The following is a 21,908-nucleotide window of genomic DNA, read 5'->3' as shown; positions in this document are numbered from 1 at the left end:
CTCCAATCTTTTAATGCCGCCGAAACTTTTACAGATGTTGCGTTCCGGCGGCTGGCCCTGCGTTTATCCTGCGTGAGGAATCACGATGTCGTGCGGCGCCGCATGCGCATCGGTCACCGTGGGCAATTCGGCGATGGCGATCATGCCGCTGCCATCCGTCCCTTGCGATGTATCGGCATCGTAGTAAAGGCGGGATGCCGTACCGTCGGAAATCAGGAAGAATGCGCCGCCGGTATGGTTGCCGCCGGTGATCGCCGCTTCCAGTTCATCCAAATGCCCACTGCTGCCGACGCCGAAGCTGAAGGTGCCGCCCTGGAAGGACACGGCATAGAAGTCGGCATCGGCCGACGCCGCAAGGCGAGACAGCGTGGTCGCCACATTGGTATCGAAAGCCTGGGAAACGGTCGTCAAGATGCCGCCGCTGCCAAGGTTGCCGAATCCGGCCGGATCGAATGCGATGTGATCGATTCCCGCCTCGAAGTCCTGGATCACGTCCATGCCTTCGCTCGGAGAGTTGTAGACGAACAGGTCCGCGCCGCTGCCACCTTGCAGAACGTCCCTGCCGGCGCCGCCGATCAGCACATCATCGCCGCTGCCGCCGCGCAGGATATCGCCGCCGGCGCCGCCGATCAGCGTGTCGTTGCCGCCGAATCCATCCAGCGAATCGCCGCTCGCGCTGCCTTCTATGCGGTCGGCGCCGGGTCCCGCCACGTCATCGTTCAAGACGGTGACTTCGGCGCGGCCGACCACCACGGCCGCGCTGCCATCCGTGGTGATCGTCGCCGCCATCAGTTCGTTCAGTTCCACGATCTGATCGCTCTTCACGAACACGGAAAAACTCTTGTCGGTTTCGCCGGCATTGAAGACGAGGCTGCCGGTCGGCAGGATGCCGCCCAGGAAATCCGCCGCATCCACCGCGACCAGGCCGCTGCCTGCCACGCTCCAGTTCACCGCAGTCGTGCCAACCGCATGGGTGCGGGACACATCAAACACGATCTCCGTCATGCCGCTTCCGGTTCCTTCAGTCACCGTGGCTGTACGTGCATGGATCGATACGCCGTTATCATCTTCGCGGATGACGCCGGCGACCGGCGTGCTGTCGATATTGACGCCGGAACCGGACAATGTGACGGTGAAGTGTTCATCGCCTTCCAAGTCCGTATCGCCGCGCGCGTAGAGCGTCAATACCTGGCTGTTGACGCCTGCGGGTATCGTGATGCTGCCGCTGAGCGCCGACACGAAATCGTTCGCGTCGACGCTGCCGGCGATCTGGTAATTGAACGTGACTGCCTGGGCAGTGGAGCCCGAGCGGATGATCTGGAAGGTAAAAGCCGTCTGCGCGCCGGCCTGGCCTTCATTGCGGTCGACATCCAGCGCCATCAGCGACACGCCGAGGTCGTCGGTCAGGATGGTGCCGGTCGCCGCGCCTCCAGTCGGGCTGATGCTGACGCCCGAGCCGGGATTGACCAGCTGCACGGTAAATTGCTCATCCAGTTCGGTCAGCGTATCGCCTGCCACCTGCACGGTGACGGTCTTGGATGTTTCGCCGGCGGCGAAACTCAGTAAGCCGGATGGCAATATGCCGCCGACGAAGTCCGCCGCGTTGGCTTGTTGTCCGCCGCTGCCGGCCACCTGCCAGCTGACGGTGGCGGTTTCATCCAGCGCGCCGATACGGGTCACGGTGAAGGTGAAGTTGGTGACGCCGCTATTGCCTTCCACCTTCGACGCGCTGTCTGCGGCAATCGATACCTGGCTGTCATCGTTACGAATGATGCCGTTGGCTGTCGAATTGATGAGGTTGGCGCCGACCGCATTCGACAAGACGACGCGGAAAGTCTGGTCGAAGCCGTACGTCTCGTCGCCCGCGACCTGGATCGTGATGTCCTTGTAGCTTTCGCCATCGGCGAAAGTGACCGTGCCCGAGGGCAGCACGCCGCCGATGAAATCGTCAGTGCCGGCGGGATAGCTGCCGGTTCCCTGCACTGCCCAGGCTACCGACGCGGTGCCGGTCGCCATGCCGACGCGCTCGACGCGGAAGGTGAAGTCGGTCGGACCGCTGTCGCCTTCGGCCTTGTCCGCGGACAGGGCGCTGATCAGGATGCCGGTATCGTCGTTGAGGATGATGCTCTGCGCAGTGCCCTCCAGGATCGTCGCGTTGGCCGGGTCGGACAGCACGACGGAGAAGGTTTCATCGTATTCGCCGGTAGCGTCGCCGAGCACGGTAAAGCTGATCTGCTGGGTGGACTCGCCTGGCTGGAACGCCACCGCGCCCGACGGGAACACGCCGCCGAAGTCCTGGGCGTTGGCCGGACGCGTTCCGCTGGCGATGGCTTCCCACAGCACGCTGCTGAAGCCCGAGATGTCGCCGCTGCGGGTGACGGTGAAAGTGAAGGTGGTCTCCTGGCCGTCCGCGCCTTCCGCAAGCGATACCTGATCCGCGCTGATGACCAGCACAGGATCGTCGTTGCGCACGATGCCGGACGCCGTCGTGCTGCTTGCGGTGGAGCCGTAACTCGGATTGCCGAGCGATACGGTAAAGCTTTCATCGTATTCGCCGACCGTGTCGCCGCGCACTTCCACGGTAAAGGTCTTGCTGACTTCGCCATCGGCGAAATGCACCGTGCCGGTCGTGGCGACGAATTCATCGGCGGAGACGCCGTGAATGCCCAGGCCGGCAACGTTCCAGTCGACGCTGGCGCTGCCGGTCGATGTGCCGGTGCGGTCGATGCGGAAAGTGAACACCGTGGTGCCGCTGTTGCCTTCGGCATGGTCGGTGGAAACCGCCGTGACCGTGAGCGTATCGTCATCATCGACGATGGTGCCGGCAACGTCGTTGACCGAGATATCGGCATGGGCGCTGGCATTCGACAGCTGCACCGTGAACGTCTCGTTGCCTTCATGCGCGCCGTCGCCGGCGAGATTGACCGTGATGGTCTTGCTGGTTTCGCCCGCCGCGAAGCTGACTGAACCGGAAGGCAGCACGCCGCCGGCAAAGTCGGCCGCGGTGGCCGTGCCTGCGACGACGCTCCAGTCCACCGAGGTCGCCACGGACAAGTCGCCGCTGCGCGTGACGGTAAAGGTCATCTGGCCGGCAGTGCCGTTGTCGCCTTCGACGACGCTTGCTTCGGAAACCGACAGCGCCAGGTCGACGTCATCGTTGCGGATCGTGCCAGCTGCCGTGGCGGCCGTGGGATCGATCGTGCTGCCGGCGCCTGGATTGACCAGTTCGACGGTGAAGTTTTCATCGGCTTCGACGTTGCGGTCGCCAATCGCGGCAATCGTCACTGTCGCGGTGCTCTGGCCATCGGCAAAGCTGACCGTGCCCGACGTAGCGGCGAAATCGGCCGCGTCGGTATCGCCATGAACGATGCGCCAGCCGACCGTGGAGGTGCCGCTCAGGCTGCCGGTACGAGTGACGGTAAAGGTCAGCAATGCCCCGCTTCCCGATCCTTCGGCGGCGTCGGAAGCCAGGGCAGCAATCGACATGACATCGTCGTCATTGGCGATCGTGGCGCTGGCGGACTGGGTGGCATAGCTGTGCGTGAGGCTGTCCGCAGGCGAGCTAAGCGTCACCGTGAAGCCTTCGTCTGCTTCGCGCACGCTGTCGCCGGCGACCTGCACCGTGAAGTCCTGGTAGGTTTGGCCCTGGGCGAACACCAGGCTGCCCGATGGGAAGAAGCCGCCGATGAAATCGTTGACATCCGCCGCATCGGCGCCGCTGCCGGCAGTGCTCCAGTTGACGGTGGTGGCGGCCAGGCTGCCGGTGCGCGTGACGCGGAAGACGAAATTGCTGGCACCATCGCCTTCGCTGCCCGGAATGGACAAGGCAGTCACGGTCCATTCGACGTCGTCGCTGACGATGGTGCCGATGGCGCTGCCGACAACGATATCGGCGCCGATCGAGGCATTCGACAAATTGACGCTGAAGCTTTCATCGCCTTCCACGGCAATGTCGCCCTTTACGGCAATCGTGATCGTCTTCGACAATTCGCCGCTGGCAAACGACAGGCTGCCGGAAGGGATCACGCCACCAACGAAATCAGCGGCATCGATGTCCACGCCTGCGGCGCTCCAATCCACCGTGGCGGCCAGCGCGGTATTGCCGGTGCGCGTTACCGTGAACGTCAGGTTGGTGACATCGCCGTCGCCGCCTTCCGCCTTGCTGGCATCGGTGGCGACGATGCGCAGCGACGCTTCGTCATCGGTGATGGTGGCATCGGCCGTGTCGCGGGTGAATACCACGCCGTTCGGGCCGGTGAGCGTGAGGCGGAAGGTTTCATTCGCTTCGCCGATATAGTCGCCCTTCACCGGGACCTGGATGGTCTTGCTGGTTTCACCGGCATTGAAGGTCACAGTGCCGGCAATGAAATCGAAATCGCTCGCGGAAGTCGCGTCGGCGCCGACGCCGGCGACGCTCCAGTTGAGGGTTTGCGAGCCACTCAGGTTGCCGCTGCGCGTCACCACGAAGTCGAAGTAGGTGGTGGTGCCCGGGTTGCCTTCGACAAGCGTCGCCGGCGGGCTGACATCGAACACCACGTCATCGGCCTGGATGGTGCCGTCGGCGGTCGCCTGGGTGATGGTTACGCCGCTGCTCGGATTGGTCAGCGTGACCGTGAAACCCTCGTCCGGCTCGCCGTCGAGATCGCCGGTGACATAGACAGTCAGCGTCACGCTGGCCTGGCCGGCCGGCAGCGTCAGGGTGCCTGATGGCAGGCTGCCGCCGAAGTCGGCGCCGTTGGCGGGGTTCGCGCCACTGCCGGTGATGGCGTATTCCACCGTCTCGGCTTCACCCAGGTAACCGGTGCGCGTGACGGTGAAGGTGAAGGCGGTGGTGCCGCTGTTGCCTTCGGCTTTTACCGCCGAGGTGGCGCTGATGGCGATGGTCGAGTCGTCGTTGAGGATGGTGGAGCTGGCCGTGCCGTTCTGGATCTGGCCGCCGTTGGCGTTTGACAACGTGAGCGTGATGACCTCGTCGGCTTCCACATCGAGGTCGCCCTGCACCAGCACGGTGACCGTCTTGGTCGTTTCGCCATCGGCAAAGCTGACGCTGCCGCTGGGCAGGCCGCCATTGCTGCCAAGCGCGTCGGCGGTGGCGAAGTCCCCGATTGACGCCAGGGCCGAACTGAGCTTCCAGTCGACGCTGGCAGCGCCGTCGGTGTCGCCGCCGCGCGTGATCGTAAACGTGAAGGCCGTCGTGCCGCTGTGCCCTTCCTGCGCGCTGGCCTGCTCCGCGGCGATATTGAACACGGCATCGTCGTTTTCGATGGTGCCGGTGGCGCTGGCGGTGGTGATGGTGTCGCCGGCGGTCCCGGCTCCCAGCGTGATATTGACGGTATAGGTCTCGTCGGTTTCCGGCGTCGTGTCGCTCGTCGGCGTGATGGTGATCGTCTTGCTCAGCTCGCCTGGCGCAAATGTCACCGAGCCTGACGGCAGCGCGCCGCCGAAGTCCGAAGCTGTTGCCGTGCCTGCCGCCACCGACCAGTTTATCGTCTGGTTCTGCACCGTATCGTGGGTGCGCGTGATGGTGAAGGTCTGGCTGGAGTTCTCGCGCGAACTGGCGACCGCGCCTGCAATCGCGAAAGAAGCGTCATCGTTGTTGATCGTGCCCGTGGCGGAAACCTTGATCGCCTCATCCACGCCAACAAGGTTGGAAAGCTGGATATTGAAGGTTTCGGCATCCTCCCCTGCCAGGTCGCCGACCACGGTGACGGTGATGTTCTTGGTGGTCTCGCCGGCGGCAAAACTGATCGAGCCGCTGGTGGCGCCGGTAAAGTCGCCTGCCGAGGTGGTGCCATGCTGCAGCGTCCAGTTCATGGTCGAGCTGCCCGACAGATCGCCGGAACGGGTGACCACGAATGTCATCGTCTGGTTGGCATCGGTTTCGGTGACGCTGGCGTTGCCGATGCTGATGCCGGTGTCGTCGGTGACGATGGTCAGCGTGCCGCTGGCGACGTTTTGCGCATTGACGATGTTGGGCGACATGCTGGTGAGGACATCTTCATACAGCACGACGCGGAAAGTCTCGTTGCTCTCGGCAATCAGGTCGCCCTTGACGAGCACGCTGAAGTTGCCGGTCAAGACACCGTTGGCAAAGCTCACCGTGCCCGACGGCAGTCCGCCATTCGTGCCCAGCGTATCGGAGCTGGCAAAGTCGGCGGCGTTGGCAGGGTTGGCGCCAACCGCTTCGACGCGCCATTTGAGTACCGCCGCACCGGTATAGCCGGTTCCGCCGCGATTCACGGTAAAGGAGAAGGTTTGGTTCGCGCCCTGGTCGGTTTCCACCAGGCTGGTGGAAGCTGGCGTCAGCGTGTAGCTGGAGTCGTCGTCGAGAATGGTGCCGGCGACGTCCAAGGTAGTGGTCGGCGAAGTGTAGCTGTTGGAGGCATCCAGGTAGTAGCTCTGAAAGCGCACCGCCGCTCCGGCCGTATCCGCCGGAGCGGAGAGCCGCAGAATGAACGTCTCGTTGGCCTCCACCGTGATGTCGTCGGCGAGAATGTTGGCCAGCGGGATGCTGTAGGTATATTCGCCGTAAGCAGTGGGGCGCGCGGCCAGCGTGAAGCTGCCCGTGGTGGTCTGAAAATCGCCTGCCGTGGTGCTGCCGTGGATGATGGTGTAATTCACCACCACGTCGCAGTCCAGTCGTCCGCCGCGCGTGACGTTGAACGTCAGCGGGTTGCCCTCGTAGGCGGTGACAGTGACGTTGTTGTTATAGCCGCCGTCACCGGAATAGGTATCCCAGCCATTGACCCACAGGCGAATATCGTCGTTCTTCAGCGTGGTGGTGACGCTGGCCAGGGCATTGTCGATGTTGGCCGGGCCGTAGGCATCGGTGCTCAGCGGCAAGTGTTCGGCGTCGTCGGGGTGAAGCACGCTGAAGGTGAGGTTCTTGTCTGTCTCGACGTAGCGGTCGCCCTGGAAGGTGACAACAACCGTCTTGGTGGTTTCGCCGGCGGCGAAGGTGACAAGGCCATAGGTGTCGTTGTAATACGGTTCCAGCACGCCGGTGGCATTGCCGCCAAAGGTCTGGATTTCGGCGCTGCCAGCGGCACTCCCCCAGTTGATGGCTTCGCCGGTAATGCGCCAGGCCACGGTAGTGGGATAGTTGAGGCTGCCGTCCCTGCCGCCCTGGTCGGTGCGCGTGATGGTGAAGGTGACGGAGTTGCCGGCGGCCGAATCGTTGGCGCCTGTACCCTCCCAGGTAGTGGCGCTGCTGACCGAGACGCTGATCAGCGGATCGGATTCGTTGTCGTATACCCGCGCGGTGGCCGGGCTGCCGACGACAGGCGTTTCCTGGTCGTGGTTGGCTTCGCCGGCATCGACGTTGAGCGGATTGTCCAGCACGAGCGTGAGTTCTTCCCGCCAGGATTCCGTCCAATTGTCGTCGATGGTCTGGACGATGACTGTCTTGGTGGTTTCGCCATCGAGGAAGGTCAGCTTGCCGGAATAGACGCCACCGGCATAACTGGCCCCGCCGTTGCTGGCCGTAACGCCGCTGATATCGCTGGGATCGAGCTTGTACCAGGTAGAGGTATTGCTATTGCCTTCGTTGGTGATTTCCGAGCCCGGCAGGGTCAGTGACCAATCCACCGTATCGGTGCCACGCGAGTCGCCGCTGCGGGTGATGGTATAGGTGATGATGCCGCCTTCCACCGTGTTGGTGGCGACGACATCGAAGCGCGTGTCATCGTTGACGATGATGCCGATGTTGTTATAGCGCTCGGCGGCGGTGTCGCCCGGGTTGATCGATGAACCGGCGCTCGGATTTTCGAGATAAATGCTGTAGTACTCGTTGGCCTCGCCGACGTCGTCCACCCTGGTGTAGAACTTCACGTATGCCCATTCCTGGCCATCGGCAAAAGTGACCGTACCGGAAGGGAAAGCGCCAGCCGTGGCGATGGCCGTGATATTGCCGTTACCGTCGCGGGTAATCGTCAGGAAATCATCCGGGGTAACGGCCGCGCTGTAATAGGTATCGATGCGCCAGCCGACGGATGCCGTGCCGGCGGTTGCCACCTGGCGTTGCACGGCGAAGATATGCTCGACATAGCCATAGTCGACACCGCCGATGTTGACGATCGTGGCGCCGGCGCCGCCGTCGCCCGGCGTATCGCCTTCGTTGCGCATCAAAAGCGCGTCGCCAGGGCTTAGCGTACGTATGCTGGTGTTGGCGACTTCGCGGTCGCTCAGGAAAAACACGGCTTCGTCGCGCTGGATTTCCGAGAAAATATAACCGTTCGTGGCTGAGTTGTAAGAGTTGCCGTTATAGATAACTCCGACAACGCCATTGTCACGGAAAATGTACTGGCCGTTGGCAAAATCCGGATCGGTGTAAGTGGAACGGATGTGGTCGTAACCGCTGCCGCCATTCAATGACAGCACGAACCATTCGTCGTTTTCCGGCGTATTGTCGCCGGGGACAGTCACCGTGATGGTCTTGGTAGTTTCGCCGGCGGCAAATGTCACCGTGCCGGACGGGAAGCTGCCGCCGAAATCTGTAGCATCGGCAGATCCTGACCAGCCGTCGCCATCGGTGGGGTCGTACACCTGCAATGCTCCGGTGGCCGCTCCCACCTGCCAGTTGATGGTGGTGGTGCCGGACGTGTTGCCGGAGCGGGTCACCGTATAGGTAAAGGTCGTGCTCTCGCCGGTCACTTTCTCGGCCATGCGCATGTCGTTGGCCGTCACCGTCAACAAGGTGTCGTTCTCGATGATCGTGCTGGCATAGGTCGTGGTCGCTCCCAGCGAGCTGCCGGCATTCGGATTGCTTAACGCAATGCTGAAGTTTTCATTATTCTCGACGCTATTGAGGCCCGTATCGCCGTAGACATAAACGGTGATGGTCTGGGTCGAGACGCCCGACGCGAAGGTCAGCGTGCCGCTGGGCGTGATATTCGCCCCCACGCCATTGGTGAAATCGTTGGCATTGGTCGTGCCGTGCACCACGGTCCAGTCGACGGTGCTGGTCTGGCTGAGGTTGCCGGTGCGCGTGACGGTATAGGTCATGGCGACGCCGGTGCCGTGGCCGCCATCGCCTTCGGTTGCGGTCGCGGTGCCGGTAGTGATGTTGAATTGCGCATCGTCGTTGCGCACAGTGCCAATAGCATTGCCTGTGCCGATCTCAGTGCCAGCAGAAGCGTCGGACAGGTTGATGCGCAGCGTTTCATCGCTTTCGAAGGCACTGTCGCCCGCCACCCGTAGCGTGATGGTCTTGCTGGTTTCGCCATTGGCGAAGCTGACCGTGCCGTAGGGAATGCCGTTGCCGTCCTTGTTCACGCCTGTCGGCTGCGTTGCATAAAAGTCGGCGCCGTTGACGGCGTTCAGCACGCTGGCATCGACCGTCCAGTTGACCGTGCTGGTCTGCGCGGTATTACCGGAACGTGTGACGGTGAACGTGAAATCGACATAGCCCGCATTGCCTTCGCTCTTATCCGCAAGCAGCGGCGCGATGGAGACGCTGGCATCGTCGTTCGTGATCGTGGTCGATGCCGTCGCCGTGCCGATGACCGAGTTGGGCGGCGGCGCGGACAGCGTCACGGTCATGATTTCATCGGCTTCCACCGTGGAATCGCCCTTGATCGTAATGACGATAGTGGCCGTGGTCTGGCCATCGGCGAAACTCACCGTGCCGCTCGCCGCCTGCCCGGCTGCCAGATCGGTCGCCGCATTGAAGCCGTTCGTGCCGCCGACAGTCCAGGTCAGATCACGGGCGCCGACAAGCGAGCCGGTGCGCGTCACCGTATAGGTGATGGTGCTGTCGGTATTGCCCTCGACACGCGTAGTGGTAAGCGTGCTGATGCTGAAACTGTCGTCGTCGGTCAGGATGGTCGTGCTCTTGACGCCATCTCCGGCTTCGATGGTGCCGCCAATCGGGTTGGCAAGCACGACCTGCAAGGTCTCGTTGTTTTCCAGGGTAACGTCGCCCTGGACGTTGATCGTGATGGTCTTGCTGGTTTCGCCCGCGGCAAAGTTCACGATCCCGCTGGGCAAGCCGCTGTTGGTGCCGAGCGCATCCTGGTTGCCGACGAAGTCGCCGCTGGTCAGGCCGGCGGCGGCGCTGACGGTCCAGCGCACGCTGCCGCTGCCGGACGTGTCGCCCGTGCGGGTCACGGTGAAGTTGACTGCCGTGGTGCCGGATGAGCCCTCGGCGATCGCCGCCGGCGCGCTCAGCACGAAGTTGGTGTCGTCGTTCAGCACGACCGTATCGGCCGTCGCCACCGACAGGATGCCCGCCGACGGATTGGCGAGCGTAAGCGTGAAGGTTTCGTTGCCTTCAGCCAGCGTGTCGGCTATCACGTCGAAGGTGACGGCCAGCTGGTCCACGCCGACGCCGAAGGTCAGCGTGCCGCTGGGCAGAACGCCGCCCAGGACGTCGGCCAGGTTGGCGCCATTGCTGCCGGCGACGGCGTAATCCACGGTCGCCGCGCTGCTGAGGTCGCCGCTGCGCGTGATGATGAATGCCACCTGGGTATTGCCCGCCGAGCCTTCGGCCAGCGATGCGTTGGCGGCGGCGACGGCGAAACTCTGGTCGTCGTTGCGAATGACGGCGCTCGCCGTGGCGTCGACGATCAGTTGCGGGGTCGCGTCATCCAGCTTGGCATTGCTGATGGTGACCGTGAACCCTTCATCCAGTTCGACAGCGGTGTCGCCGGCGACGGTGATGGTGAGCGTCTTGCTGGTTTCGCCGGCGGCAAACGACAGGGTGCCGCTTGGCAGCGAGCCGCCAAAGTCGGCCGCGTTCGCCGGCGCCATGCCGCTGCCGGTCACCGCCCAGTCCACGGTCGCCGCAGAAGCGATGGCGCCGGCGCGGGTGACGGTGAAGGTATACGTCGTGCTGCCGCTATGGCCTTCGACCTTATCGGCGTCGGTGGCGGCGATCGAAAAGCCGGTGTCGTCGTTGGTGATGGTCACCGTGGCAGTCGTGCCGGTCAGCTCGGTATTGCCGTCGGCGCCCTGCAGGACGATGCTGAAGCTTTCATCCAGTTCGACCTGGTCGTCGGTAGCGATCAGCACCGTGATTTGCGCGGTGCTGGCGCCGGCGGCAAAGGTGACGGTGCCTGAAGGCAGGCCGCCATTGCTGCCGAGCTGATCCTGGCCGCCGATGAAGTCGCCGGATGCCGCCGATCCGACGCCGCCCGGCAGCTGCAATACCCAGTCGATGCTGGTGGCCGCGCTCAGGTCGCCCGCGCGGGTGACGGTGAAGGTCACCGGCGTCGAGACGCCATCCCCGGTATTGCGCTCGGCGACCGTGGAAGCGTCGGCGCTAATCGTCAGCGCCGCATCGTCATTGACCACAGTGGTCGTGGCGGTCGCGTTGGTGATGTAAGTGCGCGCTTGCGCCGGATTGCTGAGCGGGTTGGTCAGGGTAACGGTGAGCGTTTCATCCGCCTCGTTGACGTTGTCGCCGATCTGCGTAAGGCTGATGGTCTTGCTGGTTTCGTTGGCGGCAAACGAGAGCGATCCGGACAAGACGGTGCCGTTGGCGAAATCGGCCAGGTCCATGCCGGTGGCGGCCCAATCGATGACGATCGGCGAAGCCAGGTCGCCGCTGCGGGTCACCGTGTATTGCAACACCCGGCTCGTGCCGGCTGCGCCTTCGAGGACGCTGCTGGCGGCCGCGCTGATGGCGATGCCGATATCGTCGGCGACGATGGTGCCGCTGGCGGTTGGCGTGGTGATGTCGGCATTGCCGTCCGCGCCGGACAGCGTGATCGTGAAGCCTTCGGTCGATTCGATGGCGGTGTCGCCGCTGGCGTGCACCTGGATGACCTTGCTGGTTTCGCCGGGCGCAAAAACCAGCGTGCCGGACGGCAGCGTGCCGCCGAAGTCGGCGGCATCGACAGGATTGCCGCCGCTGCCGGCCAATGCCCAGCTGACGGTCGTAGTGCCGGTGGTGACGCCGGAGCGGGTGACGGTGAATTCATGCACTGTCGTGCCGCTGTCGCCTTCATTGTGATGCGTACTGGTGGCGGTAATGGCCAGGCCGGTATCGTCGTTGCGAATGATGCCGTCGGCGCTGGCGGTTGTCAGCGTCGTGCCGGCGGAAGGCGAAGACAGCGTCACGCGGAACGATTCGTCGGCTTCCTTGTTGTAGTCGCCATTCACGGTGATCGTGATGGTCTTGCTGGTTTCGTTGGCCGCGAAATTGACTGTTCCGGACGGCAGCACGCCGCCGAAGAAATCCGCCGCATCGGCAGGCGCGCCGCCGATGCCGGCCACGCTCCATTCGACGCTGCTGGCGCGGTCAAGAAAGCCGCTGCGCGTGACGGTAAAGGTAAAGTCGCGCGTGCCGCCGTTTGCCGCCTCGGTCAGGTCGGCATCGGTTGCCGTGATGGCGAGCGTGTCGTCGTCATTGAGGATGGTGACATTCGCCGTGGCATTGCCGATGCTGGTGCCTGCGCTGCCGTTGGACAGGGTGACTGTGAATACTTCATCGCTTTCCAGCGCCGCGTCGCCTTGAATCTCCACCGTAAAGGTCTTGCTCGATTCGCCCGCCGCGAAGCTCAGCGTGCCGGTCGGGAAGGCGCCGCCGACGAAATCGCTGCCGCTGGCCGCCGCGCCCGAACTGGCGCCGCTAATGGCGTAGTCGACGGTGTCGATGCCCGTCAGGTCGCCGGTGCGCTGCACGGTGAAAGTGAGCGTGGTGGTGCCGCTGTGGCCTTCGCTGACCGAGGTTTGGGCGACCAGATCGAACACCGCATCGTCATTGCGGATGACGCCATTGACCTGGCTTACCAGGATCTCGGTGCCGGCCGATGCGCCGCTCAACTGAATCGAAAATGCCTTATCGGGTTCGAGCAGATTGTCGGTGCTCAGCGGGATCGTCACGACCATGCTGGACACCCCGACCAGGAAGGTCAGGTCGCCGGATGGCAGAACGCCGGCAAGGAAATCGGCGGCAGTCGCGCCATTCAAGGCAGCCGGAACCAACTCCCAATGCACACTGGAGACGCCGGTTACATCGCCGGTGCGCTGCACCAGGAAGGATAGCTGCGACGCCGTGCCCGGGTTGCCTTCTGGCCGGTCCAGATTGCTGGCGACGAGAGTCAGGCCGGCATCGTCGTTGAGCACCATGCCGGAAGCGGTATCGGTTTGCAGCACGACGCCGGACTGGCTGGTCGTCAGCACGACATCGTAGGTCTCATGGAATTCGTAGAGGGCATCCGGGGTCGGCGTGACGGTGATGGTTTTCTGCGTTTCGCCGGGAGCAAAAGTAATGCTGCCAGACGGCAGGCTGCCGCCGAAATCCGCTCCATCGACCGGATGCAGGCCGGTGCCGACCACTTTCCAGTCGATCGTCACGGTGCTGTCCAGATAATCCGAACGCGTCAGCGTGAAAGTCTGCGGGCGCGTGGTGGCGCCGGAGCCTTCCTTGACCACGCTGTTGGTCGCCACGATATTGATCGCCGCATCATCCGGATCGATAGTCGCAATCGCCATGCCGGTGCCGATGATGGAATTGCTGTCCTGCGCCTGCAGCTTGACGGCATAGGACTCGAAACCTTCGAGCTGGCTATCGCCCTGCAATTGCACCGAAATGAGCTTGCTGGATTCGCCCGCGGCAAAGCTGACCGTGCCTGAAAACGCCATGCCGCTCGCGAAGTCGTCCGCCTCGGCCGGATTTTCGCCATACCCGGCGATGGTGTAGCCCACCGTACCGGCCTCGGCAACGTTGCCGGTACGCGTGACGAGAAATTGCTGCACGCCTCCCGTGCCATTGCCTTCCATCGTCGAAGCCGTCACGGCCGCGATGTTGAATATGGATTCGTCGCTGCGGATTACGCCATAGGCCTCGCCGAAGACGATTTGCGTGCCTGCCGGCGGATTGGCCAGCACCACGCCGAAGGTTTCATCGGTTTCCGCGATGGCATCGCCGTTGACATACACGGTGACGAGCTTCGATGTTTCTCCCGCGCCGAACGTGACCTGGCCGCTCGGCATGCCGCCGTTGTCGCCGAGTCCATCCTGGCCATTGACGAAATCTGCGCTATCCGCTGCATTGCTTCCCACCGGAATGAAGCGGTAGCTGACCGTCATGACCGCATTGAGATCTTCCGAACGGATCACGCGGAATGTGACTGCCGTCTGGGAGCCTGCCCCGCTTTCCACCACATCCATCGTTTGACCGATCAGGCTGAAGCCGACGTCGTCGTTGATGATCGTGGTCGAGGCAGTCGCCGTGCCGAGATTGAGGTTGGCGCCCGGATTGCTCAGGGTGACAGTCAGGGTCTCGTCCGGCTCGATGGTCCGGTCGCCGGTCAAGGTCAGGTTCACTTGCTGGCTCAGCACACCGTCGGCAAAGACCACCGTACCGGATGGCAGCGTGCCGCCAAAGTCAGCGGCATCCGCGCCGCTTACGGTCCAGTCCACCGAACTGGCGCCAACACCATTGGTACGAGTAACGGTAAAGCTCACCACTTGACTGGTGCCGCTGTCGCCTTCGATGACTTGCGACTGGTTGGCGGAAATCGACACCAGGCCATCGTCGTTGATGATCGTGGTCGAGGCAGTCGCCCTGCCGAGATTGAGGTTGGCGCCCGGATTGCTCAACGTAACAGTCAGGGTCTCGTCCGGCTTAATGATCCGGTCGCCGGTGACGGTCAGGTTCACTTGCTGGCTCAGCACGCCATCGGCAAAGACCACCGTACCGGATGGCAGCTTGCCGCCAAAATCAGCGGCATCCGCGCCGCTCACGATCCAGTCCACCGAACTGGCACCAACACCATTGGTGCGGGTGACGGTAAAGCTCACCACCTTACTGGTGCCGCTGTCGCCTTCTATGATTTGCGCCTGGTCGGCGGAAATCGACACCAGGCCGTCGTCATCGATCAGCACCATGCTGGCGGAAGGGTTTACGAGCTGCATCGAGCTCGACGAAGGCGCGCTCAGGGTAACGGTCAATGTCTTGAGCGCTTCGATTTCCTTGTTGCCGGCGATGCGAATCGTGATTTCCTGCTCGACCTGGCTTGCAGCAAAACTGACGGTTCCGCCTGGCACCACGCCGTTTTCGAAATCCGCGGGATCAAGCCCGGCTACCGTCCAGGTCAGATCGCCTGCGGTGCCCGGATTGGTGCGGCTCACCTTGAAGGTAATGATCGTGACCGCGCCATCGCTGCCCTCGGCAACCGACGCGGCATTGGCAACGATCGACACGGCGCTGTAGAGAGTGGAAGAAGCAGCCTGCGCACTCTCGGATGTGCGGTTGGAACCGAAGCCGCCCACTGGCTCGCCGGCAAGCCCGGATGGCCCAAGCACAAACACATTGGTCGTATTCTCATTGACGATCAAGGTGCGGGAGAACGAATCTCCCGTCAAGATAGCCAGTTCCGGTTGCGCGAGATCGCGGGCCAGATTAGGCGCGGTGGCATCGCCGGTCAGCAGCGTGATTTCAGGCTGGTCGGGCCGGCTTCCCAGCGGATCGTTTTGGTTGAACTGCCCCGAGAGCGCAGTGATCTCAGGGCGAACGGTCGCTCCATAACTGCGCGGCAGCGGGACGTCACGGATTCCCGACGCAATGTCATTCAACACTGAGCCAAAATCGAACGTGGCCGACAGGTGATTCTCAAACCGGAAGACGCTGGAGGAATCGTGATCGAGAGGCGGATTCCCGGCCGGCTGACCAGGCTTGCCCGCAACCGTTTCGGCGGCGGCTGGCGACAGCGCCTGCGTGGCCGATGACGATGCGTCGCGTCCATCGAGACCATGCCCTGCCTTGACCGAACCCTCATCTTTGGCCACGTGATCCGGCTGCGGCAAGTCAGGATTTGCCTGGTCCGTGATTGCGGTCATGCCTGGCAAGCTGCCGTCACGCGCGCTTGCCAACAGGATTTCCAATGGCAAGTTGCGCGAAATCGCGTCTGTCATTGCCTGCTCGATGAATGCCGCCACGCGAGCGGTCTGCTCGCCCGACATTCCCTGTGATGCCAGGAATGCCGAGGCTTGCGCACCTGCCGCCTTCAAGGCAAGCGCATCGCCTTGCGCTGCTGCTGACTGAAACGCCGATACAGCCTTTTCAATGGCTGCCTGAAGCAACGCCGCCGACATACCCGATTCGCCTGCCATTTTGTACTCCTCTTGCCTTCCTTAACCCGGCCTCCCTGAAGGCCCGGGCATTCGAATTTTTATGTTATTTGCGACGCTTAGCGACTGGATGCGGCCGACTCGACCCGCTCTTCGAGAATGCGCAGCTTGCCGCCTTCATCGACGAGCACCAGCGTTTTTCTTGTCGAGTCGGAGAATTGGCTGGAGGCGTACTTCTGCACAAAGCTGACCTTCAGGCGGTTGTTTTCCCGGCTGACTTGCGGATTGACGATCTCTACGCGAATGAAGCTTGGCTGGCTGATGCGCTTTGTACGCACGGTTTCCCACTCGGCGCGAGATTGGCCGGCCGGCTGGAAGCCGCCCGCATACGCGGCAAGATAGGCTTGCACGTCTTTTGCAGCCCATGCCGCGGCCCATTCCTTGACGAAGGCAATCGCTTCCCTGGCCTGGCCGTCCGCGACGAAATCGGCGGCATGCGGCGCGGGAGCGACATCCTGGGACCTCACCTCATGCTTCTTGGGCGCCACGTAGCTGGTCTTCACCAGGATATTGGGCATATTGAAAATATCCTGGGAAATGCGGCCGACCGCGCGCAACAAGCGATACGCCGCGATGACTTCATCGATTTTCGCGGCAGACGCCTCGCTCTGGGCATTGATCAGGCCGGTTTCGCCATTGAGCAGGTCCAGCAGGGAGCGGCGCCCCAGCTCGCGCTCCTTGCGCGCCAACTCCAGAAAGCGGGTGGCGATGTCCACCTGGTTGGACAGATACACGGCGCGTTCCTGCGCGGTACGCCAGCTGGTCCATGCGTTGCGGGCTTCCTCGGTTGCCTGCACGCGCACATAGTCAGCTTTTTCCTGCAGCGACTGCGCAGCCAGATCGGCTGCAGTCGTCACCTTCGTGGCGCGCATCCCGAGATCGAAATTCCAGTTAAGCCGCACCATGGCCTTGGTATCGTCGCGCATGCCCAGGGTGCCATCCCAATCCTTGTAACGGCTGCGCGTCAGCGCGAAATCCAGGCGCGGCGCCAGTTCGCGCGATGTGGCGACATCGCGTTCCGACCGTGCCACCTTGGTTCTCGCATCGGCGGCCAGCACGTCAGGATTGTTCTGGCTCACCATCCCGACGCTTTCATCCAGCGACTGCGGCATGATTTGCAGCGGTATCGCCAAGCCTTCGAGATTTGGGATGTCGATGGATACAACTTCGCCAAAGACCGCCTTGTAACGATTGACGGCTTCCATCAACTGGCCTTCGGCGGCCACTTTTCTCGCCTCTGCCGCAGCCAGTTGCACCTTTGCCTGCAATACGTCGGTCGTATAGCCGCGGCCGGCATCCATGCGCGCATTCTCCAGCGCGGTCTGACGCTTGATATTGTCTTCCGACTCGGTCGCGTAGCGGATGACCTGGTTGGCGCGAATCAGGCGCAATTGCGCCTCTACCGCTGCCAGCAAGAGATTCTGGCGTTGCAGGCTGCTCTCGAAGCCTTCTTTGCTCACGACAGTCTGCGCCGAGTTGATGCGCTTGGAAGTGGTGCCGAAATCCCACAACAACTGGGTCAAGCCGAAGGTGCGTTCTGCAGGGTCAAAGCTGCCATTCAGGCCCTGATCCCGATCGACCTTCTGATTGCCGGCCGATAGCTGCATATTAAATTTCGGGAACCAGGCCGTTTGCTCGACATCCACCTGCGCCTTGGCGGCATTGATATCGGCGTCGACCATGCGCATGAGGTTATGCTCGCGCAGCAAGCGCGTCACCTTTTCCGGAAAAGGCTCGGCATGCGTGCTCGCCGAAATAAAAAAACATACTCCTGCCGCCACTGCTTTCAAGCTGAATGGCAAGGCAAACCCGTCCCCTTTTCCGTACATACGACTCCCTCTATCGCCAACGTCACGCGCTAATCAACGCTCTGGCCGGCTCTTGTTGCTATTGATTGGTAAAAATGAAGAAAGCCAAAGACAGGGAATATGCTGACAAAAAGGAATAATTTCTTAAGGCAAATAATTCTCTGTGGCAATTGAAGTATATCAATCGCCTTTGCCTATATCCTTGATTTATAGACATTTTACAATCGGAACTTTTGCCTTAAGGCATCATAAAAAACCGATTTACAACACCCGGTCACAGATTTTTATTATTTAAGAAATAGAACTTTTATCTGATTGACAGGACAAGCGGGTTGCTGGGCTTTACTTGAAGCTGAAAAGATTAATTTGGCAATGTGCTGCCGGGGGATTTGGCATTAAAACGCAGAGTGATATGGCGCGGCGCGAAAAATAGTCAGATGACCTTCGCCACTTCACCATATATATTGATGAAGCTTGCGGCCGCCTTATGCAGATTCTCATTCCAGTCATTGTGCGCATTATGGTCGCAGCCATCGGTAATGTACTTTACCGACATGAACGGCACGCCTTCCAGCAGGCTAACCTTGGCCAGCGCATAGGCTTCCATGTCAAAGACATTGCTGTGCATGGTCCCTGCGCCATTTTCGAAACTGTCGCCGGTGCCGCATATCCCTGTCGGCAGCGCCGATAAACGCCTGGGCACTTCAAGAATGGCTGGAGTCTCTTCGAAAGGCGTCACGCCGTGCGCGAATCCAAGCGGCGTCAAATCCATATCGCGCTGCACGAAGCTGGCGCACTCCACCAGCTCATGCGTCTTGAAGACCGGGCTGCCCGCCGTGCCGAAATTGATCACGGCACGCGGCAAGCGTCCCACTTGCCTCAACCGCGTGAGTTCACGCGCCAGATAGTAGGCGGCATTGACCTTGCCGATACCGGTGTAGAGCACGGGAATACCGCCGTCTTCGAAGTGATGCTTCAATTCGTCCTTGAGCGCGGCCACGATCAGTACGTCAGTCGTCATCTTTCGTAATCCTTTTATCTGCCTACCAGCCCAGTCCAAACCGCAGCAAGGACAGCACGCCCATGCCCGCTATGAAAGGCAGCCAGGGATTACGCCAGGCCATCGCCGCCGCAACTGCCGCCGCAGCAGCCACCAGTTTCGGGTTGATCGGCTGTACCTGCCCGGCTACCGTCAGCACATCCGGCACGACGATCGCTGCCAGCGCGGCAGCCGGCGCATAGCGCAAGGCACGCTGGATAAACGGCGGCAGCGTCACGCGATTGCCAAGCATGATGAAACTGGCGCGCGGCAGCGTAGTCGCCAGCCCGATCAGCACAAAGACTACCCACAAGGAATCGTCGAATGTCATGCCGGCTTCCTTTTCATTTGCCACTGTTCGGCGAGTATGCCGGCGATGATGCCGCCCAGGATCGCCACGATGACACCCAGGCGCAGCGGCATGCCGCGCAACAGCAGCGCCAGGCCGCCGCCCACCGCCGCCGCCACTATCATCGGTCGCATCTTCGCCATCGGCACCATGATCACCATCAGCGCGATGGTCGCCATGAATTCAAGCGACCAGTTCTTGGGAATCGAGCCGGCCGCCAACACGCCGACAAGGGCGAATATCTGCCACAACAGCCATGACCACAGCGATGGCGTCAGATAGAAGCCGAGGCGCCATTGGCGATCGTCCTGCGTCAGCATCTTTTCCAGGCAAGCCGCGAAAATTCCGTCGATCAGCAGATAGCTGCAAACCAGGCGAAGACCAGCGCCCATGCCGCGAAAGCCCTGCGCAATGGCGGCGCTGAAGATCAGGAAGCGCAGGTTCAGCACCAGCGCGGTAAGGACGATCAGCCAAAGCGGCGCGCCGGCCACGATCAATGGCAAGGTGCCCAACTGGGCGACGCCGGCATAGACCAGCACATTCATGCCCATGGCCTGCAGCGGCGTAAATCCGGCGCTGATCATCGCCACGCCGGTGACCAGCGCCCATGGAACCAGGCCGATTGATTGGGGAAAGGCCACGCGAAAACCTTCCCTTCCTGCCTCCCGAAAAACTGACTGCATTCATTGCTCCGCATGTAAAGCGGAAAATGTATCATGAGGTAGAAATACTTGTCTTGACGATTCAATCCTCCTCATCCCTATCCCCGTCAGTGGCGCTCGCTTATCATTCTGTTTTTTCAAACAAGAAGGCGCCTGTCGTGTCCACCGCATCCGTCAAAACTGTCCTGCCCTTGTCCCTGCTGACCGGCGCCAGCGTTCTGGCCATGGATTTTTATCTGCCGGCCGTACCCAACCTGCAGGCGTCTTTCGGCATCGATGTCACGCTGGCGCAGGCGACGATTACGCTGTTCCTGGCCGGACTGGCGGCATCCCAGCTGCTGTGGGCGGATTTGCTGACGCGGCTCGGTCCGCGCAAGTCGGTGCAGATCGGCATCTGGCTGCTGGTGGCGACCAATATCGCCTGCGCGCTGTCGTCGAGCATCGAAGTACTGCTGCTGATGCGTCTCATCCAGGGCATCGCAGCGGGCTCGGCGATGGTGGTGGCGCCCAGCGTGGTGCGCGCCACGCTCTCCGACGAGAGCGCCGTACGCGGCATCGCCATGATCAGCATGGTCGAAGCGATCATTCCCGCGGCGGGTCCGGTGCTGGGCGCCGCGCTGCTGGGCTATACCGACTGGCGCGGCACGTTCTGGGTGCTTGGCCTCGTAACGCTCCTGGTGTTGCCGTTTGTGACAAAAGTCACGCCGCACGAATTGCCCGGCATGGACCGCAGCGTCAATGCCAGCTATGCAGCTGTCCTCGGCAAAAGCAAGTATCGCCGCCTGGCGATCTCGCATGCCCTGAGCTTTGGCGCGCTCATCACGTTCGTGGCCAGCGCCCCGCAATTGATGGTCAATGCGCTGGGGCTCGGCGCCTCAGCCTTCCCCATGCTGCAGCTTCTGGGCGTGTCCTCCTTCATCATCATGGCAAGCCAGTCCGGCCGCATCAGCAAGCGCCTGGGCGTGCCGGCTGCCATCCAGCTGGGCGCCTGCGTGCAAGCCGCGCTCTGTGCCGTCATGCTGCTTGCCAGTCTTTATATGCCGATGTCATTTGCCGCCATCGCGGCATTCTGGTGCGCCTTTTGCGGCGGCCTTGCCGTGCGCGGACCGGCCACGTTCAGCGAAGTGCTGGCGCTGCCGCCGGCGCAAATGGGCCGCGCATCCGGCTTGCTGACCCTGGCGGTCCTGGTGGCCGGCGCCTGTGGCACCCAGCTTGCCGCGCCCTACATGGATGGCAAATCGGCTTCGCCCTTACTGGGTGTGATGCTGACGGCTTGCCTGTTGAGCCTGGCCGCGGTTCTGCCTTTTCCGCGCACGCAAGAGAACACGAGTGTCGCCACCACATGAGCATGCCATTTAAGCGAAAGCATTGGATTATTACGGGTATTGTCGGCACGGCCTTGACCAGCCTGGCTTTGCTGGTCTTCGTCGATAGCAAGAAAAACGATACCGTTTCCGGTTTCATCAGTCCCGCAAACCAGGAACTCGTTTCACGCGGCAAGGTGATTTACGCGAATCATTGCGCCGCCTGTCATGGCGCCAATCTGGAAGGCCAGGCCAACTGGCGCGATCGACTGCCCAATGGACGTTTGCCGGCGCCGCCGCATGATGTCAGCGGACACACCTGGCATCACTCCGATGCAGTACTGGTTGATATCGTGAAGAATGGATTGGTGCCAGGCAGAACTGCGCCGGATGACTATGTCAGCGACATGCCCGCTTATGGCCAGGTACTGACGGACACCGACATCATTGCCGTACTGGCTTACATAAAAAGCGGCTGGCCAGCGGAAGCGCTGGCGGCGCAAAGAGCCGTGACCCTTGAATATCAGCAGCGCCCAAGTCATTGATGGGCCTTTCCTGACCGGACTTCATTTAGCCAGATTGATTGTTCGCGGGCGCAATTACTGCCCAAATGAATTTGGCGCTTGAGCAGGCACGCCGCGCATTCCCGGCAGCGAACTTTGCCACCCG

Annotated in this window: 7 protein-coding genes; 2 read left to right on the top strand and 5 right to left on the bottom strand. The window is 61.9% G+C overall.

Annotated elements, in window-relative coordinates; all coding sequences use genetic code 11:
• Window positions 1-63: 63 nt before the first annotated feature.
• The 5 genes from EDC30_RS12120 to EDC30_RS12100 all read right to left on the bottom strand — a co-directional run bounded on the left by EDC30_RS12120 (window position 64) and on the right by EDC30_RS12100 (window position 19,956).
• Window positions 64-16,059: a Calx-beta domain-containing protein gene (locus EDC30_RS12120; protein WP_165973807.1), complete on the bottom strand. Its 15,996-nt coding sequence runs from the start codon at window positions 16,057-16,059 to the stop codon at window positions 64-66.
• A 77-nt stretch (window positions 16,060-16,136) separates the two neighbouring features.
• The gene (locus EDC30_RS12115; protein ID WP_132259105.1) at window positions 16,137-17,906 is read right to left on the bottom strand and encodes a TolC family protein; all 1,770 of its coding nucleotides are present in this window, start codon (window positions 17,904-17,906) and stop codon (window positions 16,137-16,139) included.
• A gap of 412 nt (window positions 17,907-18,318) precedes the next feature.
• Complete coding sequence (locus EDC30_RS12110) at window positions 18,319-18,906, bottom strand: phosphorylase family protein (protein ID WP_132259104.1); 588 nt, start codon at window positions 18,904-18,906, stop codon at window positions 18,319-18,321.
• A 22-nt stretch (window positions 18,907-18,928) separates the two neighbouring features.
• The gene (locus EDC30_RS12105) at window positions 18,929-19,255 is read right to left on the bottom strand and encodes an AzlD domain-containing protein (protein WP_132259103.1); all 327 of its coding nucleotides are present in this window, start codon (window positions 19,253-19,255) and stop codon (window positions 18,929-18,931) included.
• Window positions 19,252-19,956, bottom strand: a complete 705-nt coding sequence (locus EDC30_RS12100) for an AzlC family ABC transporter permease (protein ID WP_132259102.1) — start codon at window positions 19,954-19,956, stop codon at window positions 19,252-19,254. The genes EDC30_RS12105 and EDC30_RS12100 overlap by 4 nt, the downstream gene beginning before the upstream one ends.
• A gap of 137 nt (window positions 19,957-20,093) precedes the next feature.
• On the opposite strand from EDC30_RS12100, the gene EDC30_RS12095 reads away from it, so the two are divergent.
• Window positions 20,094-21,281 (top strand): MFS transporter, encoded by a 1,188-nt coding sequence (locus EDC30_RS12095; RefSeq protein ID WP_165973806.1) that lies wholly within the window; start codon window positions 20,094-20,096, stop codon window positions 21,279-21,281.
• A gap of 2 nt (window positions 21,282-21,283) precedes the next feature.
• Window positions 21,284-21,784 (top strand): c-type cytochrome, encoded by a 501-nt coding sequence (locus tag EDC30_RS12090; protein WP_424446916.1) that lies wholly within the window; start codon window positions 21,284-21,286, stop codon window positions 21,782-21,784.
• The last annotated feature ends 124 nt before the right edge of the window (window positions 21,785-21,908 follow it).

The organism is Paucimonas lemoignei, assembly GCF_004342585.1.
Taxonomy (GTDB): Bacteria; Pseudomonadota; Gammaproteobacteria; order Burkholderiales; family Burkholderiaceae_D; genus Paucimonas; species Paucimonas lemoignei.
The sequence above is the reverse complement of the archived record's forward strand: the minus strand, read 5'-3'. Positions and strand labels throughout refer to the sequence as shown.